Source organism: Pseudomonadota bacterium (assembly GCA_016719885.1).
GTDB lineage: Bacteria > Pseudomonadota > Gammaproteobacteria.
In genome coordinates, this window is sequence record JADJYF010000023.1 from 1 (window position 1) to 25,315 (window position 25,315).

Annotated in this window: 19 protein-coding genes and 3 pseudogenes; 15 read left to right on the forward strand and 7 right to left on the reverse strand. The window is 67.3% G+C overall.

Features of this window, described 5'->3' with window-relative positions:
- The 3 genes and pseudogenes from IPM80_20470 to IPM80_20480 form a co-directional block, all read right to left on the reverse strand.
- Nucleotides 1-867 (reverse strand): alpha/beta hydrolase (locus IPM80_20470; GenBank protein MBK8960729.1); only part of this gene is annotated, 867 nt, incomplete at its 3' end.
- Nucleotides 868-897: 30 nt separating this feature from the next.
- Nucleotides 898-2,348: pseudogene (locus tag IPM80_20475) on the reverse strand (MmgE/PrpD family protein).
- 23 nt (nt 2,349-2,371) lie between these two features.
- A pseudogene (locus tag IPM80_20480) lies at nt 2,372-4,331 on the reverse strand (AMP-binding protein).
- A 245-nt stretch (nt 4,332-4,576) separates the two neighbouring features.
- Between IPM80_20480 and IPM80_20485 the strand changes: the two are divergent.
- From IPM80_20485 to IPM80_20545, 13 genes and pseudogenes are all read left to right on the forward strand, one after another.
- Nucleotides 4,577-5,527 carry a LysR family transcriptional regulator gene (locus IPM80_20485; GenBank protein ID MBK8960730.1) on the forward strand — a complete coding sequence of 317 codons (951 nt, stop codon included), beginning with the start codon at nt 4,577-4,579 and terminating at the stop codon, nt 5,525-5,527.
- Between the two features lie 202 nt (nt 5,528-5,729).
- Nucleotides 5,730-6,605, forward strand: a complete 876-nt coding sequence (locus IPM80_20490) for a CoA ester lyase (protein MBK8960731.1) — start codon at nt 5,730-5,732, stop codon at nt 6,603-6,605.
- Nucleotides 6,606-6,707: 102 nt separating this feature from the next.
- Nucleotides 6,708-7,946 carry a CoA transferase gene (locus IPM80_20495; GenBank protein ID MBK8960732.1) on the forward strand — a complete coding sequence of 413 codons (1,239 nt, stop codon included), beginning with the start codon at nt 6,708-6,710 and terminating at the stop codon, nt 7,944-7,946.
- A gap of 66 nt (nt 7,947-8,012) precedes the next feature.
- A complete protein-coding gene (locus IPM80_20500) occupies nt 8,013-8,765 on the forward strand; it encodes an SDR family oxidoreductase (GenBank protein MBK8960733.1) in 753 nt (250 codons plus the stop codon).
- Nucleotides 8,766-8,806: 41 nt separating this feature from the next.
- The gene (locus IPM80_20505) at nt 8,807-10,279 is read left to right on the forward strand and encodes an aldehyde dehydrogenase family protein (GenBank protein MBK8960734.1); all 1,473 of its coding nucleotides are present in this window, start codon (nt 8,807-8,809) and stop codon (nt 10,277-10,279) included.
- 36 nt (nt 10,280-10,315) lie between these two features.
- Nucleotides 10,316-11,167, forward strand: coding sequence for an MBL fold metallo-hydrolase (locus tag IPM80_20510; protein MBK8960735.1), 852 nt, complete (start codon nt 10,316-10,318; stop codon nt 11,165-11,167).
- Nucleotides 11,168-11,332: 165 nt separating this feature from the next.
- On the forward strand, nt 11,333-11,932 hold the full coding sequence (locus IPM80_20515) for a hypothetical protein (protein ID MBK8960736.1): 600 nt from the start codon (nt 11,333-11,335) through the stop codon (nt 11,930-11,932).
- A gap of 115 nt (nt 11,933-12,047) precedes the next feature.
- Complete coding sequence (locus tag IPM80_20520) at nt 12,048-13,127, forward strand: nitronate monooxygenase (GenBank protein MBK8960737.1); 1,080 nt, start codon at nt 12,048-12,050, stop codon at nt 13,125-13,127.
- 12 nt (nt 13,128-13,139) lie between these two features.
- Complete coding sequence (locus tag IPM80_20525) at nt 13,140-14,282, forward strand: CoA transferase (GenBank protein ID MBK8960738.1); 1,143 nt, start codon at nt 13,140-13,142, stop codon at nt 14,280-14,282.
- Nucleotides 14,283-14,319: 37 nt separating this feature from the next.
- Nucleotides 14,320-14,772 carry a MaoC family dehydratase gene (locus tag IPM80_20530; protein ID MBK8960739.1) on the forward strand — a complete coding sequence of 151 codons (453 nt, stop codon included), beginning with the start codon at nt 14,320-14,322 and terminating at the stop codon, nt 14,770-14,772.
- 191 nt (nt 14,773-14,963) lie between these two features.
- Nucleotides 14,964-16,244 (forward strand): annotated as a pseudogene (locus IPM80_20535) (MFS transporter).
- Between the two features lie 83 nt (nt 16,245-16,327).
- Nucleotides 16,328-16,471 (forward strand): hypothetical protein, encoded by a 144-nt coding sequence (locus tag IPM80_20540; protein MBK8960740.1) that lies wholly within the window; start codon nt 16,328-16,330, stop codon nt 16,469-16,471.
- Between the two features lie 141 nt (nt 16,472-16,612).
- On the forward strand, nt 16,613-17,629 hold the full coding sequence (locus IPM80_20545; protein MBK8960741.1) for a hypothetical protein: 1,017 nt from the start codon (nt 16,613-16,615) through the stop codon (nt 17,627-17,629).
- Here the strand turns inward: IPM80_20545 and IPM80_20550 are convergent.
- The gene (locus IPM80_20550) at nt 17,542-19,188 is read right to left on the reverse strand and encodes a hypothetical protein (GenBank protein ID MBK8960742.1); all 1,647 of its coding nucleotides are present in this window, start codon (nt 19,186-19,188) and stop codon (nt 17,542-17,544) included. The genes IPM80_20545 and IPM80_20550 overlap by 88 nt on opposite strands.
- A 367-nt stretch (nt 19,189-19,555) precedes the next feature.
- On the opposite strand from IPM80_20550, the gene IPM80_20555 reads away from it, so the two are divergent.
- The gene (locus tag IPM80_20555) at nt 19,556-19,831 is read left to right on the forward strand and encodes a hypothetical protein (protein MBK8960743.1); all 276 of its coding nucleotides are present in this window, start codon (nt 19,556-19,558) and stop codon (nt 19,829-19,831) included.
- A 969-nt stretch (nt 19,832-20,800) separates the two neighbouring features.
- Here the strand turns inward: IPM80_20555 and IPM80_20560 are convergent.
- The 3 genes from IPM80_20560 to IPM80_20570 form a co-directional block, all read right to left on the reverse strand.
- Nucleotides 20,801-21,100, reverse strand: a complete 300-nt coding sequence (locus IPM80_20560; protein MBK8960744.1) for a hypothetical protein — start codon at nt 21,098-21,100, stop codon at nt 20,801-20,803.
- 1,246 nt (nt 21,101-22,346) lie between these two features.
- Nucleotides 22,347-22,814, reverse strand: a complete 468-nt coding sequence (locus tag IPM80_20565; GenBank protein ID MBK8960745.1) for a hypothetical protein — start codon at nt 22,812-22,814, stop codon at nt 22,347-22,349.
- Nucleotides 22,815-22,863: 49 nt separating this feature from the next.
- Nucleotides 22,864-23,025 (reverse strand): hypothetical protein, encoded by a 162-nt coding sequence (locus IPM80_20570; GenBank protein ID MBK8960746.1) that lies wholly within the window; start codon nt 23,023-23,025, stop codon nt 22,864-22,866.
- Between the two features lie 1,852 nt (nt 23,026-24,877).
- Here IPM80_20570 and IPM80_20575 point away from each other — a divergent pair.
- Complete coding sequence (locus IPM80_20575) at nt 24,878-25,165, forward strand: hypothetical protein (GenBank protein ID MBK8960747.1); 288 nt, start codon at nt 24,878-24,880, stop codon at nt 25,163-25,165.
- Nucleotides 25,166-25,315: the final 150 nt, after the last annotated feature.

Sequence of the window (25,315 nt, forward strand, 5' to 3'; positions counted from 1 at the left end):
TTCCACCGCCACCGCGCCAAATCGATCATTCCTGTCACCGGTGATCATGTGTCCGGCGTCGAGCACGTTGAGATACTCCGCGTGCGGACACAGTTCCAGAAATTCACGCACGCCGTCCTCGCTCACCACGTCGGAGCTGCCGCCACGCACCAGCAGTGTCGGAATGCGCAGCTGTCGCGCCGCCGCTGAGAGGCGCGCGTGACGTAGCGCCAGGTCGCGCTCGCGGCCGTCGAGGAAGCGCGGGTCCCAGTGCCAGTAGTAGCGGCCGTCCGCATCGCGGCGCACGTTCTTGGCGAGACCGGCGCTGTTGGCGCTGCGCTGCTCACCCGGTCGATAGCCACCAATCGCGGCCGCGACTTCGTCGAGACTGGCGAAGCCGTCGGCGTGGCGCGCCATGAAGGCCTTGACGCGATCGAAGCCGGCGCGCTCGGTCTGCGGCACGATGTCGACCAACACCAGGCCGGCGGCATCGACCGTGCCTTCGCCGCTCGCCGCGAGCGCGGTATTGCCGCCCAGCGATGCGCCGAGCAGCACTGGGCAGCGGCAGCCGAGCTCGTCGACGACCGCGGCGAGGTCGCGCACGAAGGCATCCTGCTCGTAATCACCCGCGGCCGACCAATCGGAATCGCCATGGCCGCGCGCATCAAAGGCGATGGCGTGAAAGCCGGCCGCCCCCAGCATCTCGCCGGTGCCGCGCCAGGCATGACGGGTCTGACCGCCGCCGTGCAACAACACGACCTGCGGCGCACCGACCTCGCCCCAGGCATCGGCCGCGAGCGTGATGCCGTCGGGCGTCGTCCATTTCATCATCGGCGCCGGCGTGCCCGGCAGTCCTGTTCGCACCGGCAAGGCCTGTTCGCGCTCCATTCGCATCGCGTCGCTCATCGCCCGCGCCGCTCAGTGCGCCTTCGCGCTCTGCGCATCCGCACCGACGCATGCCGTCAGCCGCATCAAGGTCGCGAGATCCTTGACCTGTTCCAGGTTCCACACCTGCTCGACCAGCGCGTCGATGTTGGCAGCCGCGATCACGCCGTCGGCGTTATGACGGAATTTCGCTTCCAGTTCGTCATTGCTCATGGCCGAGCCCGGCTCCGGCGACGGACTGCCCTTGGGATAGCGACGCTCACCCACCCAGGTCTGGCCGCGCGCGCTGATCTCGATGCGCGCCGGTCGGCTCGCGCCCTGGCTCAACAGCAGATCGACGTAATCGGGATGCACTTCGTAGCTGGTCTTGTCCATGAGGCGCATGACCGCCGGGTCGAACACGCGCGCTTGGTCCTGCCAGTCCTTGCCGGGCGGCACCCCGAAGGCGCCGAAGGCCAGGCCATGGGCAATGCTGAACTGCGCATCGTGCACGTGCTCGATGGCGCGGTTCTGCCATACCGGCTGTTCGACGAAGCCTTCCACCCAGGCTTTCATGCTGTCGATCTCGTCCGGGGCGATGTGGTTGTCGTCGATGATCTCGCGCTGCGCGTCCAGCAGGGCATGCAGGATGCGGCAATGGGGATAGGGCTTGTAGGCCTGTTCGCGCGTGAACAGCCACGTACTGCCGAGTTCGGGCGTGATGTGCTGCGCCTCCCAGCGCCGCGTGCCGATGAAGCGCGCCCAGCCGTACTCGCGATCGTCCAGCACCATGACATCACCACGGTGACCGAGCTCGGCCATGTTCGCTGCGGTGAAAGCCGACTGCACCAGGCTGCCGGCCAAAAGGTACTTGATGGTGGAACTCGGCGCGTGCTGAACCACGCCACCTGCGATTGCACCGGCGCGATGCAGCCGGCGATGCCGAGACCGTGGGCGATGATGTTCACATCATGGCCTTTCAGCTTGGCCAGCGCCGCTGTCGCGCCGAACACCGTACTGCTGTAGCCGTAGACCGGTGGCGGATTGACCTTGCCGTCCTTGGTGTCGCGCAGGTAATCCATCGCCTTGCCGATGCGGTAGGACATCTCGTGGGACAGCGCCATGGCGGTGATGAGTTCACGGCCTGATTGCGCTGCGCTCTCGGCATAGGCCAGCGCTGCCGGCAATACATAGGGCGTGACGTGGCCGGGCGGCAACACCGCATCGTAGTCGAGGGTGTTGATGAGTTCGCCATTGGCGAAGCCCGCACCGAACATCGACACCTTGTGCGGCGTGCCGATGATGGTCGACTCGGCAGTGCCGCCGCCGGTCATGCGGCCATAGTCGATGCCGATGCGCCCCTTCGGTTCACCGACCGCCGCCATCGCGCAGCCCAACGAGTCGAGCAGGATGCGCTTGCATTCCTCGACGACCGGCGCCGGCAGTTGTTCGAAGCGGCACTGCACGGTGAAGTCGGCGAGTTGTTCGATGAGTGTCGCGGCCATGGGGTCCTCCAAACGTTGCAAGCTCACTGTGGCGACGCGGCGCGTGCGATGTCGCGCACTTCGTCCAGCGCCGCCGGGTTGTCGAGCGAAGAAAGATCGCCGGGCGGTAACCCGGCGTAGATATTGCGAATGAGTCGACGCAGGGTCTTGCCGCTGCGGGTCTTCGGCAATTGCGAGACGAGATGCACGGCAGCGGGACGGAACGGCTTGCCGAGTCCCTTCCTGCACCACACCGGCGCGCGCCGCGAGCGCCGCGGCAGCTTGGGCCGCGCCCGCCCTGGCGACGATGAACACCACCAGCTTCTCGCCGCTGGCGGCGTCCGCCATGCCGACCGCCGCAGCATCGACTACGCCCGGCACTTTCAACACCAGTTCCTCGACTTCGGCGGGGCCGAGACGCTTGCCGGCAATTTTCAAAGTGTCGTCGGAACGGCCGCGCAGAAACAGTTGTCCGTCAGCGCGCCGCACGGCGAGGTCGCCGTGCAGCCACAGGCCAGGCACCTGGCGCCAGTAGGTCTCGAGGTAGCGCTCGTCGTCCTGCCAGAACGACTGGGTCATGCCGACGAAGGGCTCGCGCACCGCGAGTTCGCCGACAGTGTCGGTGAGCGAAGTACCGTCGGCCGCCACCACGTCGACATCGACCCCGGGCGAGGTGCTGTTGAAGGCGCTCGCCACTATCGGTCGCACCACCACCGAGGCCAGGAGGGCGCCCGAGACTTCGGTGCCGCCGGTGTAATTGATGAGCGGCAGTTCACCGCCGCCGAAGTGTCTTTGAAACCAGTGGAAATGTTCGGGCGCAATCGCCTCGCCGGCGGTGACGAGCAGGCGCAGGCTGGAAAAGTCGCCGTTGAGACTTTGTTCTTCATGACTCGCCAAGCTGCGCACGAGGGTCGGCGCGGCGCCGAAGTGCGTGACGCGATGACGGCCGATGAGGCTTGCCATGCGCGAGAAGTCGGGCACGTCCGGTGCGCCGGTGTAACACACGAGCTTCGCACCGCGCAGCAGCGCCGAGCACATCACCAGCGTGCCGGCTATCCAGCCGAGATCGGCCGGCCAGCAGAACGCATCCCCCGGCGCGATATCGAAATGCACCAGCGCATCGTGGGCAATCTTCAAGGGAAAGCCGCCGTGGGTATGCACGATGCCCTTGGGCTTGCCGGTGGTGCCGGAGGTATAGATGAGCAGGAAGGGATGATCGGGCGTGACGCTCGCGGGTGCCGTGGCAAGGTTCGTCTGCGCCTTCAGCAACGCAGCCCAGTTCGCTTCTCCAGGCGGCAACGACGCGGTCGGCGCGGCGGCGTCGTGCCATATCACGTGCCGCAGGCGCGGCAGCTCCGTCCGCGCCTGTCGCACGACGGTGTCGAGCCGCACTTCGCGGCCGCGTCGCGTAAAAGCCCGTGATGCAAGCAATACGGGGGCATCGGCCGCACCGAGGCGTGACACCACGGCCTCGGCGCCGAAGCCGGAGAACAAGGGTACCGCCACCGCGCCGAGCCAGGCGATGGCGAGCATCGCGAGGGTCGCTTCGAGACCGTTGTCCATGAACAGGCCCACGCGGTCGCTGCTTTCGACGCCGAGTTCGGTCAGCACCGCCGCGCGCTTGGCGATGGCGGCGCGCAATTCGCCATGGTTGACGCTGTCCGCGCGCCCGGCCTCGTCTTCGGCGACGATCGCGATGTTGCCCGCCGTGGCCGCGCGCGCACCCCAGGCCAGCACGGTATTCACCCAGTTGAGACGCCCACCGGGAAACCAGCGCGCGAATTCACGCCCGCGGCCGAGGTCCGCGTAATCGCGCGGTGCCACGTCCCACTGGATGTCGCACACGCGCATGACCGTCGCCCAGTAAGCCGCCGGTGCGGCGCTGGCGTGGGCCAGCAAGGCATCGTAGTCAGGCACGCCCAGCGCCGCGACCAGGCGCGCCACGCCGGAGGACTCGAGATCCCTCGCGCGCGGCATCCAGGGAATTTCGTTGCTGGCTGTCATGGCCCCGTCCCGCCTCGCAAATCACCGCACTCGCGCACCGGCGCGGCGGATGGCAGGAGTATGGGCGAGGTGCTGCCGCGCGTCCCGTCGTGATTGGCGCAATGTGCCTTCGCGGATCGAGAAAACGATTGTCCAGGCCGCGGTGAAGCAGGGCCCATGATCGCGTTACCATGAGCCCCGGCGCAGGCGCTGCGCACGCTCATTCCATCGTGAGGCTCGATGCCACGCATCCTGCAGTGAAGACCATGTCCAGCCTGACCGTGCAGTCCCTGATCCGACGCGTCGACCTGTTCACCTTGAAGCTTTTCCTGGCCGCCATCGAGGAAGGACAGATCGGGCGCGCCGCGTTTCGCGAACACCTGGCGGCCTCGGCCGCCACCAAGCGCATCCAGGATCTCGAAGAGCTGCTCGGCATCAAGCTTTTCGACCGCTCGGCGCGCGGCGTGGTGCCGAGCCCGGCGGGACGCATGGTGGAGAACCACGCACGGCACATCCTGGCCACGCTCGAAGCGCTGCGTCGCGATCTGGCCGAACTCTCGGAAGGCGTGCGTGGCCACGTGGCGGTGGCAGCGCCCGGCATCATGATCGTGCAGTTCCTGGCGCGTGAGATCGGCGAATTCACCCAGCGCTTTCCGCTCGTCGAAGTGACCCTGCACAACGGCATGAACGCCGAAGTGCTGCGCAGCCTGCGCGACGGCGAAGTCGACATCGCGTTCTTTTCGCACGTCGAAGGCAGCGCCTACGACGGTATCGAAAGCACCGAATGCCGTGACGATCGGCTGGTGGCGGTGGTGCCGATAGGGCATCCGCTCACGCAGGCGGCAAGCGTGTCGCTGGAAGCGCTGCTCGACCAGGATCTGATCAGTCTCGGCGAAGGCACCACCATCCTCGCGCAGCTCCGCCATGCCGCGCTCGCCATCGGGCGCGGACCGCGCGTGAAATACACCGTCAGCACCGTCGATGCGGCGCGCAGCCTGGTCAGCGCCGGTCTCGGCGTCGCATTGCAACCGGCCAGCGTGGCCTATTCCGACGAATTGGACCGGGTCTGCACCTTGGCCGTCGATGGCGACTGGGCCAAGCGCAGCTATCGCATCGGCTACCTCGCCGGCCGCGCGCTGTCACCGGCGGCGGAAGCCTTCGTCGCCCAGATCACTGCTTCCAATCTTGCCGCGCTCGACCAGCAAGACCAGCCTTAGCCGTCCGGCGCACAGCCGCTTCGCGATCCGAGAATCACCGCTTCTTGCCTTTGCGCTTGGCCACCCGCGCGGCCGGCGATAGCGTGTCCGGCAGGCGCGAGCCCGGGCCGCGGCCCGACGCTCCATCATCGCAGGTGTGCGACGTCGGCGCGGTCTGCGTTGCAACCCAGCCCCAACGAGAGAGCTCTTGACCATGCAAGCAATGAAACGCGTCCGATCCTTCCTGTTTGTACCCGGCAACAAGGCCTCGATGATCGACAAGGCCGCCGGCGCGCGCGCCGACGCCCTGATTCTCGACCTGGAGGACAGCGTGCCGCCGGACCTCAAGCTCGAGGCGCGCGCCATCGTCGCCGCGAAGATAGCGCCGCTCGCCGCCCAGGGCCAGCGCGTCTACGTGCGCATCAATCGCAGCCCGCACATGTATGACTTCGATGACGTGCTGGCGGTGGTCGGCCCGCATCTGGAAGGCATCTTCATTTCCAAGACCAATGGCCCGGAGGACATCGACTGCATCAACATGATGCTGTCGGAGGCCGAATTCCGTAAGGGCATGGACATCGGCACCACGCGCGTCATGCCGCTGCTGGAAACGGCGCGCTCAATGGAAATGTGCTACGAGATCGCAAAGAAGGACCGCGTCGCGGCTCTGATTGGCGCCACCGCTAAGAACGCCGACACCGCGCGCGCGCTCGGCTACGTGTGGTCGGCGACTGGCCGCGAATCGCTGTATTTCAAATCACGCGTCGTCATGGCGGCGCGTGCCGCCGGCAAGCTGCCGATAGGCGGCATCTGGCAGCAGGTGCACGACACCGAAGGCCTGCGCGCCTTCGTCACCGCCAGCCGCGAGCTCGGCATGACCGGCGAGCTGTTGCTGCATCCCTCCAACGTCGCCATCACCAACGAAGTGTTCAGCCCCTCGGCGGACGAAGTCGCCTACTACCAGGGCATGATCAACGCGCACGCCAAGGCCGAGGCCGAGGGGCGCGCGTCCTGCATTTACGATGGTGAGCACATCGACATCGCGCATGTCGCGACCGCGCGGGAGATCATCGAGCTGGCGGCATCGCTGGCTTCGTGAGGGCGGGCGCGGCAAGTGATCCGCTCTGCCATTTCCAATAGGGTGCCCGGGACTGCCGCAAGCGGCAATTGATCACCCTGAGCGCTGCCCTGGAGATGACCGATGAATACCACCCTCACCCGCCCCCTGACCGGCATACGCGTGCTCGACCTGACCGTCGCGCTGGCCGGCCCCTATGGCTCGCTGCTGCTGGGTGGGCTGGGCGCGGAAGTCATCCGCGTCGAGGCGCCGGGCGGCAGCGACATCGCGCGCAGCAATCCGCCCTTCGTCGGCGCCGAGGGCATTCACTTCGGTCCCGGCGATGCCGATGACATCGCGCTGTGCATGCTCAATCGCGCGCGCAACAAGAAGAGCATCACGCTTGATCTCAAGAAGCCCGAAGGGCTCGCGCTGTTGAAACGCCTGGTCGAGCAGGTCGACGTGGTGATGGAGAACATGAGCGATGGCACCGCCGAGCGTCTCGGCGTCGGCTACACAGCGCTGTCGGCGGTCAATCCACGCATCGTCTATGCCTCCATCAACGCACTCGGCGACCCGAGTCTCTATCCCGGACTCAAGGGCATGGACATCATCGTGCAGGCCTTGTCGGGCCTGATGGGCGTGACCGGTTTCGCCGATGGCCCGCCAACCCGCGTCGGTCTGCCCATCGCCGATCTGCTGGCGTCACTGTTCGCGGTCAACGGCATCCTCGCCGCGCTCATCCACCGCGGCCGCACGGGCCAGGGCCAGCGCGTGGAAGTGTCAATGCTCGATTGCATGGCTTCGCTCATCGCCGAGGAACATTTCGACGCCTACGAGCGCGCCGGCTACGCCATCCGCACCGGCAACTACCACGACCGCCTGGTCCCTTTCGGCGTCTACCAGGCGAGCGACGGGTATGTCGCCATCATCGCCATGATGCCCGAGTGGTTCCGCGGTCTCATGGAAGCCATCGGCCAAGCGGAACTCATCAACGACCCGCGCTACAGCACGCGCGGTCCGCGCATGCAGCACGCCGCGACCCTGAACGCCTTGATCGAAGACTGGACGCGCACGCGGAGCAGCGCCAGGATCCTCGCCGAGCTCCACGAGCGGCGCCTGAGCGCGCCGGTGCGCACGCCGCAGCAGATGTTGAGCGACCCACGCCTGCGCGCACGCGGCGCGGTGGTCGATCTCGCGCACCCGGTGTTCGGCGCGATCGACGCCGCCGGCATGGGTCTGCCCATCCATTTCTCGGCCTGCCATGCACAGTTCGATAAGCCCGCCGAACTGCTCGGCGCATCGAATGCCGAGATCTACGGCGAGTGGCTGCGGCTGGGCGCCGAAGAGCAGGCGAAGCTGCGCGCGGCCGGCGTGATTTGAACGACAACGAACCAGGGGGAGAACCACCGTGCAGGACATCTATCGTCGCAGCATGCCGGACGTCGTATTGGTGGAGGCGCCGCCGGCGGCATCGGCTCGGCAACCGCGCGGCGCTTCGCCGCCGAAGGTTGCCGGGTCGCCATCACCGACGTCAACGCCGCGGGCCTCGAAGCCTTGGCCAAGGACATCGGCGCACTGGCGCTGCCGGCCGATGGCACCTCGCGCGAAGCGCTCAGCGCAGTGGTGGCGCGCACCGTCGCCGAGTTCGGCGGCCTCGATACCGTGATCGGCACCCAGGGCGCGGCAAGTCCGGGCCCGGCCAATCCCAAGGGCGACAAGGCCTGGGGCATGGCGCTCGACATCAACCTGTGTGGGCCTTACTACCTCGTCAGCGAGGCCACGCCCCATCTCGTCGCGCGCAAAGGTTCGGCGGTGTTGATTGCGTCCACCGCCGGCATCTTCGCCGGCCCGCTGGGCTCGGCCGGTTACACCGCAGCCAAGCACGGCATCGTCGGTCTCGCGCGCTGGTTCGCGCGTGAACTCGGGCCCAAGGGCGTGCGCGTCAATGCGCTGTGCCCGGGCTGGGTGAAGACCCAGCTCGCCGATGACGTCATCGCGTTTCTCGCCAAGCGCGACGGCATCAGCGAACAAGAGGCCTATCACCGTTCGACGCGCCACATACCCATGCGTCGCATTTCGCAGCCCCACGAGATTGCCGTCGGTGTGCGCGTTTCTTTCCTCCAGCGATGCCTCCATGGTGACCGGCCACGTGATGGTGGTGGATGGTGGCGGCGCGGCGGTGGACGTCGCGACCATTGAACTCGACGTATAGCGCGCGCCAAGGCAAGGGAGCGACAGGCATGCAGGACAGGGAACAACTCGTGGTCGGCCCGGACCTGGTGGTGCCGCGCCCCGATGCCTTGATGATAGGCGGAGCGTGGCACGCGAGCGCGTCGGCGGTGAGGACCGAAGTCATCTCGCCTGCCACCGAAGCGGTGGTCGCCGAGGTCGCGATGGCGTCCGTCGCCGACGCCGACACGGCGGCTGATGCCTGCGTGGCGGCCTTCAACGGCGAGTGGCCGCGCTGGCCGGTGGCGAAGCGGGTCGCGGTGTGCACGGCGTTCTGCGCGGCGCTGGAACAACGGCTCGATCTCATCGGCGGCGTGTGGGCGGTCGAATCGGGCACACCGCTGCGCTGGAGCCGCACCCTGCATCGCTTCGCGGCCAAGGCCGCGTGGGGCGGCGCACTCGCGGTTGCCGAACGGACGCTGGCGCCGGAAACCCGCAGCACCGCCGTCGGTGAAGTGTCGATCGAGCACGACCCGGTCGGCCCGGTGCTCGCCATCATGCCCTACAACGGTCCGCTCGCGACCATCGGCTCGAAAGTCATCCCGGCCTTGCTGGCGGGCGCACCGGTGGTGGTCAAGGCCGCACCGGAGTCGGCGCTGATGATGCGCATCGTGTCGGCCTGTGCCATCGAGGCGGGCTTTCCGCCCGGCGTGCTCAGCATCCTGCCCGGCGGCGTCGAGGTATCGCGGCACCTGGTGCGCGACCCGCGCATCGAAATGATTTCCTTCACCGGCGGACCGCGCGCCGCCAGCGACATCCTGCGCGAAAGCGCCGAGCGTCTGCCACGCACCGTTTTCGAACTCGGCGGCAAGTCGCCGGCAGTGCTGTTGAAGGACGTCGATCTCGACCAGGCATTGCGCTCGCTGGTGGCGGGCGCCATGAGTGGCTCGGGCCAGATCTGCGCGGCCTTGTCCCGCCTGGTGGTGCCGCGCTCACGCCACGACGAAATCGTCGACGCCGTCGCGCGCAGCTATCGCAGCCTCGTGATTGGCGACCCCTTGTCGAAGGACACCGATCACGGCCCGCTCGCCAATCGCCAGGCGCTGGAGCGCACCCAGGGCCTGGTGGCCAAGGCGCGCGAAGAAGGCGCCGACCTCGCCTGCGGTGGCCAACGCCCCGACGCGCATTCACGCGGCTACTACTTTGAACCGACCTTGCTCACCGGCGTCGCGCCCGACGACACCATCGCGCAGCAGGAGGTGTTCGGTCCCGTGACCGCGGTGCTGCCCTACGACGACGAGGAAGAAGCAATCGCGATTGCCAACGGCACGGACTATGGCCTCGCCGCCAGCGTCTATTCATCGGATCGCGAACGCGGCCTCGCGGTGGCGCGCCGTATCCGCGCGGGCTCGGTCGCACTCAATACCTTCGGCCCGACCATGGCCGCCCCTTTCGGCGGCGTGAAACGCTCGGGCTGGGGACGCGAATGCGGGCCGGAAGGCCTGCGCGAATTCACCAGCGCCAAGCAGGTGCTCTTGGGCTGAGCCCGCTTCCTAGATCAACCAAAGGCGGATTGCGCGATGCTGAAATGGAAGATTGGTGACACCACCATCACCCAGGTGATCGAGACCACGGACGATGCGATCACCGACATGATCCCGTTCCTGCCGGACGCAACCCCCGAGCGCCTCGCTTCGATACCCTGGCTGCGGCCGAACTTCCTGTCGCCGGCCGGCAAACTCGTTCTCAACATCCAGATGCTGATCATCGAGACGCCGGAACGCCGCATCGTGGTCGATACCTGCGTCGGCAACGACAAGACCCTGGCGCTGGACGCATGGGCGAACCTGCAGCTGCCGTTCCTCGCGCGCCTGAACGCCGCCGGTTACGCGCGGGAATCCATCGATACGGTCGTCTGCACCCACCTGCATGTCGACCATGTCGGCTGGAACACCATGCGCAGCCAGGACCGCTGGGTGCCGACCTTCCCCAATGCGCGCTACGTGCTGGTCGAAAGGGAATTCCAGCACTGGCAGGGCATCGAGGACGACTTCGGCCCCATATTCGCCGAATCCGTGCGCCCAGTGTTCGACGCAGGGCTCGTTGATCTCGTCGCCGACGATCACGAAGTCGGCAGCGGCGTATGGTTCGAGTCCACGCCCGGCCACACCCCCGGGCATGTCAGCGTGCACATCGCCTCGCAGGGCGGAGCACGCCATCATCACCGGCGACATGCTGCATCACCCCTGTCAGATTGCGCGGCCGGACTGGGTCACGCCGTTCGATTTCGACAGGTACCGCCGCCGTCGCCACGCGCCGTGCCTTCTCGAGCGCTGTGCGACCAGCCGGTGCCGATCCTCGGCACGCATTTCGCGGACCCGGTGGGCGGGCACATCGTGCGCGATGGCACGACCTATCGCTTCGCCGTCTGACGCATGACGCGATGACGTGCCGACGGTCGTCGCGGCGTTCCAACGGATTTTTCAGGGGAGAGGGGGGGGGGGGGGGGGGGGGGGGGGGGGGGGGGGGGGGGGGGGGGGGGGGGGGGGGGGGGGGGGGGGGGGGGGGGGGGGGGGGGGGGGGGGGGGGGGGGCGCGGTGGGGGGGCCGCGGGGGGGGCGGGGGGGGGGCGCGCGGGGCGGGGGGGGGGGGGGGGGGGGGGGGCGTGCGGTGGTGGTCGACGGATTTCCCGGCGTCAGCGGGCGTGGTGTTGTGAATCCGGCCTCGCGCGGCTGGATTGAATTGACCTCCGCCGATCCCTTGGTGCCGCCGGCCTTTCAGCCCAATTACCTGTCGGCCGGTGACGATGCCGAGCGCACCATCATCGGCGTGCGCAGAATGCGCGAGGTCATGGCCAGTGAACCGATAGCCTCGCGCGTCGTCGCCGAAGTGCTGCCCGGCCCCGGGGTGACGAGCGACGAACAGATCCTCGAGCACCTGAAGAGCGTCGGCAATTGCGGCTGGCACCAGGTCGGCACCTGCCGCATGGGCAACGATGCGCTGGGCGTGGTCGATGCGCGCCTGCGCGTGCGCGGCGTGCAGGGTCTGCGCGTGGCCGACGGTTCCGTCATGCCCAACATCACCTCGGGCAACACCAACGCGCCGTGCGTGATGATCGGCGAGAAAGCCGCCGATCTCATCAAGCAGGACATCATCGTCGATGGTGTCGTCACGCGGCGCGAGGCGCGGCGCGCATGAATGTCGCCGGGCGTGCGATTCGCAAGGGGCGAATCGCTGCCTCGCCAATGTCGTCGTGATCTCGCCGCGCCCTTGTCCTAACGTTCAACCCACCCAATAGCCGCAGGAATCTGCCATGACCAAACTCAAGACCCCGCTGTGCGAACTGCTTGGCATCGAATACCCCATCCTGCAGGCCGGCATGGGCGGCGTGGCTTTTGGGCCGCTGGCGGCTGCCGTTTCCAAGGCCGGCGGTCTCGGCACGATCGCCGCCATTTCGCCGACGCCCGCGCGCGTCGAGCAGGAGATCAGGTTGGTGCGCGGCATCACCGACAAGCCGGTATGCGTGGACATCGGCTTTCCGGCACGCGCACCCAAGGAATTGTCGGAAGTCAGCATCGATACGCTGCCCGGCCCGATCCAGGACCTGACGCGCGAGATCGAAGCGCTGGGCGTCGAGGTCAAGCCGGTCGACGACAAGGCCATGGCGGTCGACGACGCCAAGGAGAAACTCGAGATCTGTTTCCGTCACAAGGTGGAAGTGGTGGCCTGCGCACTCGGCACACCGAAGTGGGCAGTCGATGCCTGTCACGAACATGGCGTGAAAGTGATCAGCGTGGTCGGCAAGGCCGCCCATGCGCGTTCCGCGATTCGCAATGGCGCCGACGTGGTGGTGGTGCAAGGCACGGAAGGCGGCGGCCACACCGGCGACGTCGGACTCATCACCCTGCTCGCCGAAGTGCTGGAGTTCGCCACCGTGCCGGTGGTCGCCGCCGGCGGCATCGTCAATGGTGCGCAGGTAGCGGCCGCCTTGACCCAGGGTGCGCAGGGTGTGTGGCTGGGTACGCGCTTCATCAGCACGCCGGAATCGAGCGTCGGTCCGAATTACAAGCAGTCGATCGTCGATGCCTCCTACGACTCGACCATTCGTTCGCTGTTGTTCGACGGTCTCTACGTGCGCCAGATCCGTAATCGCTTCACCGAGGTGTGGGAAGGCCGCGAGCACGAGATGCTGCCCTATCCCCTGCAGCGCGTGGTACAGGGACCGCCACGCTTCGCAGCGGCGGCGGCGGATCTGAAAGATCACCAGGCGCTGCCGGCCGGCCAGGGTTCGAGCCTCATTCGCGATCTCGACCCGGCGGGCGACGTTCTGCGTCGCCTGGTGGACGAGACCGTCGCCGCGCTGCGCAGCGTCGGCAAGCGTGTACAGTTCTGAGGAACGCCTGCCATGGGACCACTCAAGGGCATACGCATCATCGAACTCGGCGGCATCGGGCCGGGGCCGTTCTGCGCGGCGCTGCTGTCGGATCTCGGCGCGGATGTGATCCGCATCGATCGCATCGTGCCGTCGGACAGTGGGCTCGCGATGGATCCGAAATACATGCTCATCCATCGCGGCATGCGCTCAATCGCGATGGACCTCAAGAAGCCCGAGGCCATGCAGGCCGTGCGTCGTTTGATGGCCGAAGCCGACGCGGTGATCGAAGGCTTTCGTCCCGGCGTCGCCGAGCGCTTAGGGCTAGGCCCCGACGACTGCATGGCCGTCAATCCGCGCCTGGTCTACGGCCGCATGACCGGCTGGGGCCAGGATGGTCCGCTGGCGCAGACGCCCGGGCACGACATCAACTACATCGCGCTGAGCGGCGTGCTGCACAGCATCGGTTCACCGGGCGGGCCGCCGGTGCCGCCGCTCAACCTCACCGGCGACTTCGGCGGCGGCACACTGTACCTCGCGCTAGGACTCGTCAGCGCCATGCTCGAGAGTCGCGGCAGCGGTCGCGGCCAGGTGGTCGACGCGGCGATGGTCGACGGCAGCGCCTCGCTCATGGCGCTGATGTACGGCATGCGCGCCGGCGGCCTGTGGATCGACGAGCGCGGCAGCAACCGTCTCGATTCCGGCGCGCCCTACTACGGCGTCTACGAAACCTTGGATGGCAAGTACATCGCGCTCGGCTCCAACGAGGCGCGCTTCTACAACAACACCCTCGCGCTGCTCGGCCTCGACGCCTCGACCTTGCCCGCGCAGGAAGATCGCACGCAATGGCCGGCCATGCGCGAACGCTTCGCTGCCATCTTCAAGACCCGCACGCGCGATGAATGGTGCGCGCACTTCGATGGCAAGGAAGTGTGCTTTGCGCCGGTGCTGTCGATGGCCGAGGCGCCCGAACATCCGCACCTCAAGGCGCGCGGCACCTTCGTCGAATTCGACGGCGTGCTGCAGCCGGCGCCGGCGCCGCGCTTCAGTCGTACGCCGGGCGCCATACAGCGCGGCGCGCCGCGCCCGGGACAGCACAGCGACGAGGCGCTCGCCGACTGGGGCTTCAGCGCGGCCGAGCGCGCCACGTTGCGCGCCGCCGGTGCCATTGCCTGACAGCGCATTCAATCATCATTGAAACAGGAGATTCATCATGGCTGGCAAGTACTACGAAGAACTCGAACCCGGGCTCGTCATCGAGCATTCCATCCGCCGCACCGTCGCCGAGTACGACAACACGCTGTTCTCGGCCATCACCCACAACCTCGCGCCGCTGCATCTCGACGAGGAATATTCCAAGACCACCATGTATGGCGGGCGCATCATCAACAGCATGTTCACGCTGGCGCTGATCTGCGGCGTGACGGTCGGTGAACTCACCCAGGGCACGACCATGGGCAATCTCGGTTTCGAAGGCGTGAAGTTTCCGAACCCGCTGTTCCCCGGCGATACCGTCACCACCAAGACCGAGATCCTCGACCGGCGCGAGTCGAAGAAATATCCGCAGGCCGGCATCGTCACCTTCAAGCACATCGGCTACAACCAGAAGGGCGACGTGGTGTGCGAGGCGACGCGCCTCGGCATGATGCTGAAGAAACCCGCTTGAGGCCTCTGTAACCAGCACCGGCGCGTCGGGCCTGGCTGGCGGGTCGCCCTGGTGGTCTGTTCGACCCCGGGCACGAGGCCATTGCCACCCTGAACGCCTGCTCCGCACTCGGAGTGTTCGGACTTCGGTCGACGAATCGGCGACAATGCGCCCCGGCACGGCTCGTGCCCACTCCTCGGGGAACAATCTTGGTGGCAACCCACTCCGCGGCGCTCGGGGACAAGCGCCTGCGCTCGATCGTCGCGGGCTCGGCCGGCAACGTGGTCGAAAGCTTCGACTGGTTCGTGTACGCGGCTTTCGGCCTGTATTTCTCCAAGGTCTTTTTTCCCAACCAGGATCAGACCAGCCAGCTGCTGAACACGGCGGCGGTATTCGGCGTGGGCTTCTTCGCGCGCCCGGCCGGCGCGTGGCGATGGGCCTGGCACGGCGACCGCGCCGGACGGCGTGCGGCGATGGTGCTGTCGGTCAACTTGATGTGCGTGGGCTCGCTCACGATCGCGCTGTGCCCCGCCGTGCCCAGATCGGCATGGCGGCGCCGGCCATCCTCATCTTCGCGCGCATCCTGCAGGGCGCGAGCACCGGGGCGAATACGGCGTGTCGGCCACCTACCCGTCGGAGATGGCGGCGCGCCGCAATCGCGGCCGTGGTGGTCGGGCGTATTCTACTCGACGCTGATTTTAGGCCAGCTGCTCGCCATGGCCTTGCTGCTGGCCTTGAGCGCGCTGCTGTCGCCGGCCGACATGCAGGCCTGGGGCTGGCGTGTACCGTTCTTCGTCGGTGGCGGACTCGCGCTCGCGGTGCTGTGGCTGAGAAGCGGCATGGACGAAACGCCGTCGTTCAAGCACCGCCGCGGGCCGCGTACGACGACGCTCGATCTGCTGCGCAACCATCCGCGCGAATCGTTGACGGTGATCGGTCTCACCGCCGGCGGCACCTTGTCGTTCTATACCTATTCGACCTACATGCAGAAGTTCCTGGTCAACACCTCGGGCTTCAGCACCGACCAGGCGAGCCGCATCATCGCCGCCGCCCTCGTCATCTTCACGCTCGCGCAGCCGGTGCTCGGCGCGCTGTCGGACCGCGTCGGGCGGCGCGCCATCCTCATCGCCTTCGGCGTGCTCGGCGCCTCGCTGACCTGGCCGCTGCTGTCGACCCTCGCCGCCACGCGTGACGCGCTCACCGCTTTCTGCTGGTGAGCCTGTCGCTGCTCATCAATGTCGGCCTACTCGTCGGTCAACGCGGTGGTGAAAGCCGAACTTTCCGACCGAGGTGCGCGCGCTGGGCGTGGCGTTGCCCATGCGCTGGCCAATGCGCTATTCGGCGGCACGCCGGAACACGTGGCGCTGGCCTTTTGCCAGGCCGGCCACGAATCCTGGTTCTATACCCATGTCAGCGTCGTCATCGCCTGCTCGCTGGCGGTCTACGTGCTGATGCCGGACACGCGGCGCCACAGCCGCATCGTCGAGGACTGAGCGAGCCGTGACGCGCGGGCTTGTTCTCGCCCCGCGCCACACTCCATGATGCGCCCTCCCTTCATCACTCGAGCAGGAGCGCCATGAGTACCGAAGTGTTGCAGCGTCACCTCGCCAGCATTGCCCGCCTCGCCCCCCTAATCGAGGCCCACGCCGATAGCGCCGAACAACTGCGCCGCCTGCCGCCGCCGGTGGTGCGTGCGCTGGTCGAGGCTGGCCTGGTCTAGCTTCCACCTGCCGCGTTCGCTGGCGGCTCCGAACTCGAGCCGCTGGAGTTCGCCGAATGCCTGGAAGCCATCTCGCGTATCGACGGCTCGGCCGGCTGGTGCGCCTTCATCGGCAACGTCAACACGCTGTTCACCTCGCCGATGGTGCCGGCATCGATCGAAACCATTTTCGCCAACCAGCCCGAGGTGGTGACCGGTTCGGCGTTCTTCCCATTCGGCCGCGCGCGGCGCTGCGAGGGCGGCCATCGCGTGACGGGTCGCTGGCAGTTCGCGAGCGGCTGCCAGCATTGCAGCTGGTACTTCGTGCTGTGCCAGGAATACGACGGCGATACGCCGCTGTTTCACGACCACGGCGCGCCACGTACGCGCGCCTGCTTCGTGCCGATCTCGAGTTACTCCATCGAGGAGACCTGGGACGTCAGCGGCCTGGCCGGTTCCGGTAGTCACGATGTGATCCTCGACGACGTATTCGTGCCCGAGGACATGAGCTGGCCTTTCGGCCGCCACATGCGGCCCGATGCGCGGCATTTCAGTGGCCCCTTGTATCGCTACCCATCCTACGCGACGGGCGTGATGCGAAGCGGGCTTCATCGCCGTGGCATCGCGCAGGGCGCCATCGATCGCGCGGTCGAGATTGCTCAGACCAAGACCGGCGTGGCGACCACCACCACCCTGCGTGATCGCCCGACCTTTCATATCGGGCTGGCTGAGGCAGTGGCGCTGGTGCGCGGCTCACGCGCGTGGCTGAAGGACGCGCTGCGTGAATTCGGCGCGTTCATCGCGCGCGAAGAAGATGTTTCCTTCGAGGCCCGCGCCAACATGCTGCTGGCGGCGACCAAGGCGGTGCACAACTGCGCACGCGCCACCGACATCATGTTCACGCTGTCCGGCGCCAACGCCAACTTCGAAGCGCAATCCCTGCAGCGTCTGTTGCGCGAGCCGCCACGCCGCGACCCAGCATTTCGCGGTCGCCATCAACCAGGTCGAATCCGCCGGGCGCATGATGCTGGGCCTCGAGCCGCTCGCGCCGCCGGTGATCCTGAGTTGAGTGCGCCGCGCCTGATCTGGATTCAGCGCGCCGGCGCCGCGAGCAGCGCCGGTTCGTGCTTTTCGAGCCATGCGATCTCAGCATCGAGCTGCAGACGGTTCCACGCGTAGGGCGATTGGCGCGACCCGCGCAGCCAGCCGAGATTGAAGCGCGCATGCTGGCGGCGCTGCGCCGCCACCCGTTCGCGCAGCCGCTCGTGCCAGCGCAAGGCAGCGGTGTCCTGCGCCGCGCGCTCGGCGAAGATCGCGAGATCGATGAGCCACTGCAGCTCGTTGAATAGCGGTGTAGCGCCGTCGTATTCATCCTCCAGCGCCGCCAGCGCACCGGCATGATCGCCATTGGCGTCGCGCACCCACGCTTCGAGTGTGGCGAGTGCCTGTCGCTCGCCGCGCGCGGCGCTTTTCAACGCTTCGAGGGCGCGTCCATGATCCTGCGCGAGCTGCGCGGCAGCCGCCGGTTCACCCAGTGCGAGCAGCAGCCAGGCAAGGTCGGACCAGGCCTTGGCGCGCATCCAGCCGTGGGCCGCGAGGCAGGCCTCGTCACACGGCTCGCGCATCACGGCGTCGAGGCGCTCCTCGAGTTGCGCGCGTGCCGCTTCGTCCTTGCCCGCCTGCCATAGTTGCCAGGCCAGCGCCTGGCGCGCGTCGAGCAGGTCGGTATGACTGGCCGGCAGCAGTTCGCCACGGATCGCCACCACTTCCTGCAGTCGCCCGATGTCGCTGTCACGGGCTGACGGCGAGTAGTCGTCGCGTAATGCCATCAGCACCTCGGCGTATCGGAGGCGCGTGTCGCGGTCGGGCGCGCGCAGTGTCGCCAGCAGCGCCTCGAGCATCGGCCGTGCACTCGCGGGGTCGTCGATGGTGCGTGCCATGCCGAGCACTGCGTCGACGCGTTGTCGAGCACTGCCGGGCAGCGTATCGGTCAAGTCCCGCGCGCGTTCGAACCAGGCGTAGGCCTGCACGTAGTCTTCGCTGTCCTCGGCTTCGACGGCGGCGCGCAGCAGCAGCGCGAGCCGCGCGCGGGCGTCGGGCGTGGCGGCGAGCTCACGTTCGATATCGCGCGTCGCCGGCGCGTCTTGCGAGGCCTGCGCGCCGATGCCGAGGACACGCAGCACATCGACGCCGTGCAGGGCGAGGGTCGTCGCCGGCAAGGCAAACCCCAGGCCATAGAGCGCGAGGCCAGCGAAAATGCTGGGCAGCGAGGGCGCCGCGCCGAGACCGCTGGCGGTGATGCTGCGCGCCAGTGCCAGGCGCTGTGCATAGGGCAGCGTCGCCAGGCCACTGGTGGCAACCAGGCGCGTCAGCGCCTGCAGCCACTCGCCTTGTTCATCCATGCCGTGGCGATGGACGCCGCGCAGCGCGGCGAGCAGGCGCGCCTGACGAACCTGCGCCGGCACGCCGAGCAACAGCACGCCCCCCAGCACGCTGATCATCGGCGTCTGCGACCACAGTCCGATGCCGAGCAGGCCCGCGGCACCGAGCGCCGCGAATGCGCCACGCAGGCCCGGCAGGCGCGCGGCACCAGCGGCAGCAGGTTGAAGACGTTGATGGCAAGCAAGGTGCTGGTCGCGGCCGTGAGCAACGGCGTGGCCGGCACCATGGCCGGCTGCGCCATGCAGCGCGCAGCCGAGCTCGATGCGCGGCAAGGGCCCGGCCAACAGCACCAGCATCTTGTCAACGCCGTTGCCTGTTGCTCGCGACCGCTGGCCGGCGCGCCGAACAGCGGAATGAAAACACCTGCAGGTCGCGATAGCCCGCCGCACGCATGGCGAGGAGATGTCCGAGTTCATGGAACAGCAACTAACACGCCAACCAGCACGGCGCTGAACAACCAGTCGAAGAACCAAGTAACAGCGCACGGCGATACGCGAGGCCGGTCGAGAACGGGGACCAGCATTTGTCCTTCCGGCGTCCATCACGCGCGCTGTGAAACAGCGTGAAGCTGGATGGCGATGGCGTCAACCTGGGCGCGCAACCGCGCGGCGTGCGGCGTGATGGGATCGATAACCGTTGCCATCGGCAGGTGCCAGGCGGCATTTGGCGCAGGCGCTGGGTCAGCTTGTCGATAGCGCGGCACGTACGCAGTGCACCCGGCCAGGTGAGGCGCGCGCGCCATCGCTGTCCGTCAACCACACTGTCGCCGTGGCCTGCAACGCCGCGCGTGACTGGCGCAAAGCTGGCGCGCTGATGTCGGCGATCGTGTCCTTGTCGCGGATGAAAGTTCGCGCGCATCCGCGCGCGATGGGCTCTGAGGTGGGTTTGCCATTGATGCTCGAGGCCGCGACCGCTGTCGGCGAGGTCCGAACTGCGTAGCTGAGCGGAAGTTCGTGGCGCGGCGCACTGCGAGTATAAGTTGCGGGGCGGCGGCGATAGAACGAATAGAACGCCACCCGGCAGAGATCACCAATTCCGCCGTCTCGCCAGTCAGGCGACCACCGCCCACGCGCCTCTCGGCATGGCACCGGGTGGTGGAATAGTGGGGCAGGGCTTGCTGGTCTACGAGCGGCAGGCGGCAGCTCGCGATTGAACTCAGGCCGAGCGCGCGCGCGCCTGCGGCGCGAGGGCGAGTAGTTCGGCGTGGGTGGGCGGCACGAGCGCAGGTCGGTGTGCTCAGACATCAGCCCAAGTGGCGCAGGCACCCGAGTCGACGCAGCATCAGCAGCACCGAGGTATTGGCCGAGCAGTATGGCGAGCGCCAGCGCGCCGCCGACGACCAGCGCTGGCCAGCCCATGAACGAGCCGCCTCCCGGACGCCATCCGCGATCAAGTGGGCAAAGTTGCTGGTGATGTGCACGGGTGCTCGACGCGCCGGTCGCACCCATACACCCGCAAGCGGCGGTCGAAGCGCTGCGCCGTGGCCTAGAATGGGCCCACCGCTCGGGGATATACGCTCTTGGAACTTGCGCTGCGTCAGATCCGCCCTGGTGGCGGCCCGCCTCGCGCCGCTCGAGAAACTGCTGGTCGAGGTCTTTGACCTCTCGCCCTGTCATCGCGACCCGGCGGTGGCTGCCCCTGCGGTCTCGAAACGTGCTGCTGGCAAATCGACCGGCGGTTCTGGAAATCGTCGCGCCCACCTGTGACACGATGCACGCTGCCGGCAGCATTCTGAACGCCGCCGTGGCGATGGCGGTTATACGGTCATCAGCCACAGTGCGACGACCACAGGCGCGTCGCCGCACGTGGATGCGTTGGGCGTACGTGTCTACGAATCCAAGCGCGTCGAGGGCTACAACATGTAATTACACCCCGCGCGATACCGGCGGCACGTTTCTCGGTGATCGATCAGCAAAGCCGCACGACGCCGCCAACTGGGTGCCGGCCGGTGATGACTGGCGCACGCACGTACGCACCTCGCGTGTCAGCGCCATCGCCGCGCCGAAAGATCCAGGCCGACCAGCCGCGGGCACAGGCGGAGCGCGCGGCGGCCATCACGCGCTGCTGCTGGTCACCGTCGACGGCGTGCCGCATTTGCGCCTCGACAATGCCGCCGATGTGCGCTTCTGTGCGCTGCGCGGATGGGCGCCCGGAATGGCTTGCTTGGCTGGACCTCGTCACCATCGGCGGGCTTATGATCACCGCCACGCTGAACCGCCCCGGCACCGCGCATCAGGATCCGACCTTCGCCCTGGGTGGAATGCGGGCGGTTGATCCAGCGCGCGCCGGCGGCGGCGCTCACCTAAGGCGGCGGGGCGGCACCGGCGTGGTGAATACCGGCGCTCGGTGCAGCCAGCACCGCCACCGTCGACACCGTGACGTCGGCTTACGTGCTTCGGTGCGGCGCGGCTCGCGCCTCGAGCTGCGCAAGCCTGGCGGCGATCACCTCCCGCGCATCGGTGACCCTGTCGTTGACGATGACTGGCGAGTGCCATTATCGGCTCACTGGCGGCGACGACCGCGGTACTGGCTTCACGGCCACGTTCCGCCGCCAGCCATTGCGCCAACGCCTGCTCACGGTTTCGGGTAGGCATCGAGATTCATGCGCTCGAAGGCCACCAAGGCGGATCTGGATGTCGGCGTCGCGCGCGTTCACCGTCCCCGTGTGCGGCCATTTTACTTAATGATAGGCTGCAACAATCGTGGAACCGCCGCCCGACTATTTAGGACTTGGAGGCTATGCTCATGAGCTGGCAGCGCGGGTCAGTGCAGCAGACCAAAGATGAACATGCCGATCGGAAACCGGGGCAGAGATCGGCAAATGTGGCGGCGGCCTGAGCCGTAGCGGCGGCGTTTATGTTCGGTGCTCGATAAACCGGACGGTTCCGCAGCACCTGCTGTGGAACAGCGGTGGCGTTGAACCGCGCGGCGGCTGGTTGCCTGCATGGTGACGGCGAGCTCGCCGGCCGCCGACGCCGCGAGCAGTTAGTCGGATCCGGTGCCGCGCGGTGCCAGCGCGCGCGTTCCAGCGTCATGCGTTCCGTGCGCGCGACCGGATAGGCGCGTCGCAGCTACAGGCAGCGTCGCGCGTGCCGATACTGGCGTCGGCACCGCTGCTTTCGCGGGAAAAGCAATGCGCCCGGCGTGGTTCCAGATGACCGTCCGTTTGATGACGATGTCGGCGTCGCTCGCGCGCATTTCCCAGTAGCTGCGCGCCAGACTTCCGCGCACAACATCGTCGGGGTTGCCTGGACCTCGGTCTGGATGGCCTCGACGCGAGCGCATCGGCGGCCTCGATGCGGGTGCTTAAAAATGCTAACAGGTTTAAAAACAACACACACAACCTCCTCCTCTCTCACCACCGTAACAAAACCCGATCTCCTGCCTCCAGAAGGTGGAGACCTGCGCAGGCTTCGGTGCATCGGGTTCTGGGTGCGTTTCATGCTTTCATTTTTCAGGCTGGCGCGGCCCGAGTCCTGCTTCGCTGCGCGATTTTCGGGCGCGTCGCAGCTGGCGCGCCGGCGGCCCGCACGTTGATAATTCGGCGCCAACGCCATGCGTCGACGAGCGTGCCCGCGCCGTCGTCCCCGGAACCAGGTCCACCAGCGCTGGGTGCGCCGCGTACCGTTCGCTGGCTTATTTGATTGCGCTGGGCGCGGCGTTTGCAGCCATCGTCATCGCGCGGGCGTTTATCTCTTCGCGCTGCACGGCGCTTTTCGGAGCCGACCGCGCAGGCACCGAGCAACATCACGCCCATTGCCATAGCGATGCGGCGGCGTCGGAGCGTCGCCGCCCGGCGGCTTGGGATGAAATTGTCCACTACCCGCGACACCAGCATGCGCGCGCCGACGCGCGCGCTCAAGGTCGGTGACAGGCCGAGCAGGCAGCGATGGAATTCGTCGCCGGTGAGCATGTTGATCAACGAGCGCCGCCGAGCGCGTCGACATGGAAAACGGACGCCGGCCCCATGCTCATGCCGCGGTGGGCGCGGCTGATGGCGGCGCGATGATCGGGACCGCGCCGCTCTCGGTGAACACGCTGAGATCGGGAAAATGCTTGAGCTCGGCGATGACCACCTGATACAGCGCCAGGCAGCGCGGTTCGCAGTGACGATGCTTAGCTGGGCCAGGCACGCGCGATGGTCCGGGTGCAGGTCGGAACGCAGATCGCCGTCATCGTTCAGACCGCGCCGGCAGACCGTCTGACGCCAGCCGCGCGCAGTCACGCCTCGACGACCGCCGAGAACAGCGCTTGCTTGCCTGGAAACACTTATACAGGGTAGGCTTGGAATACGGCGCGGCGAGCGCGATGGCAAATATGCTCGGACTCGTGCGCTGTAGCCCTCGGTTGCGGGAACATGCGCGAGCTTGGGTCGAGAATGGCGTCTAGCCGGGCGCCTTCGTTAGGTCGCGTCGCGGTTAACATCGGCGCGGGATTGCGGCTGGCATCGGACCTTCGATTATTCTACACTCGCTATCAGTTTAGTACAAGATTGAGCCCATGCGCGAAACGACGCGATTCCTGACCCTCTGCCGTTCTGGTGTGGCGTGGTGGCCGTGCTCGGCTACTTCGGTCATGCCTGGTGGCAGACCCACGTGCGGCCGTTCGAGAGCACCGATTAACGCCGGCGTTTACGTGCGTACATGGCCCGTGATCACTGCACGCATCGGCCGCTGCGTGAAGGCCGTGCACTTCACCGGCTACCGGGCGGTGCAGGCCGGCGCCCCCGCGGCTGGTGGATCGACGCTACCGCGCGCCGAGCGCACCAGCCGGCCGCTGAAGCGGCGTCGCGCGCGCTGGTGGCGCGCGACTCAACGCCGAACTCGACACCCAGAACGCGCGCATCGCCCAGCACGCAGCTAGCTTGCCGCCGCCAGCGCCGCAGTTTCCGCCGCGCACAGAAGGATCTCGCGCGTCTCGCCGTTCTGCTCGAAGACGGCTCTGCGCCGGCCCAACAGCGCGACGCGGCGGAGGGCTGCGTCGCCATCGCCCGCTAATCCGCCCGTCAGCGTTTAATCAGCGAAGAACGCGAGCGCGCTGGTCCTTGTCGCCCGGATCGCCGAGTCCGTTTGAAAGCTGCACAGCCCGCCGCTGCCGTGTTGCGGCGGAAGAAGGCACGCTCACGGACCGGTTCGGTTCCGGGCGCCCGATCCAGCGGAAAGCTCTGGCAACCGCGGGGTAGGTCGGGCACTCCTGCGTTCTGGCGCGGTGCTAGATTTCCCAGTTCCGCAGGAGGGCTTGTTCGTGGAAGCCTACTGTCAGCGGCAAACCAGCTCGAGAACATGCGCGCGGCCAGCCGGTGGCTTCATCGGGGTCGACGCGTTCATCCGCGGGCTCGCCCTGATCCGGCGGAGACAGCAGCGCCGGGCCAGCGGCGCCGCAGAAAGTTCACCATCCCGTCGCCCTAGAACGCGACCGGCAATTTCACCAAGATAGTGCGCCGCGTGCCGGTCAAGATCCGCCTCGATGCCACCCGCGCGCCGCGCTTTCAGCGGAAGCCTACCGTCCTGGCGCGAAAGTACGCGTGCGCTGAGCGCCGCTGCTTGGCGGGACGAGGCGTCGCCAACGGCAACGGCGCTCAGAATCCGTCCTCACGCTAGGCGATCGGGATAGGCTTCGCGGTGATGCGCTCGGCATCTTGACGCGCATCCTCGGACATCCAGATCGTGTCGAGCCTACCGTAGCAGATCCAGGCCGGCTTGTCCGCCACGCGCGACGATCACCTGGGCCACGACCTCCTACCTTCACCGCCGATCTCACTATCATTCCCTTGACTGGCTGGCTGGCGCGGGGAAGTGCGCTACCGACCCGTTCGTGGCGTGGGCGCCGGCGGTTTCACTTGACCAGCGCGCTGTGCGCGTTCGCGCCGGATTTGTCGCCGCTGTCGCCTTCCGCACGCTGCAGGGCGCAGCTCGGCGGCGTCAGCGATCCTGACCCCGTTTCCGGTCACGTTCGATCCTGCTCGCCTGGCAACCGCAAACACCGATGACGGTGGTCGCGGGGCTGGTGGTGGGGATCGCGCCGACCGCCGGGCTGGTACTGGGCGGCTACCTGACGGAATCCTACTCCTGGCATGCGCTGGTTCCTCATCAACCTGGTGCCGGGCGCCGTGACCACCCGTTCGTGGCGCACTGGGTGGATGTCGACAAGCCTGACTGGTCCTTGCTGAAACGCATCGATTTCTGCCAAGCGTACTGTGCGTGGTGGTGTTTCTCGGCAGCTCGCAGTTCGTGCCTTATGCACGGCGCGCATGCCAGGGTTCGAGAGCCATGAGATCGTGTTCTTCACCGCGCCTGCCGTGCTGGGCGGCCTCGTGGTGTTGGGGTGCGCGAGCTTTTTCAATCATGAACCATTAGTCGAACTGCGCGCATTCCGCGATTTAATTTCGCCATCCGCTACATCTACAGCTTCATCAAGGCGTCG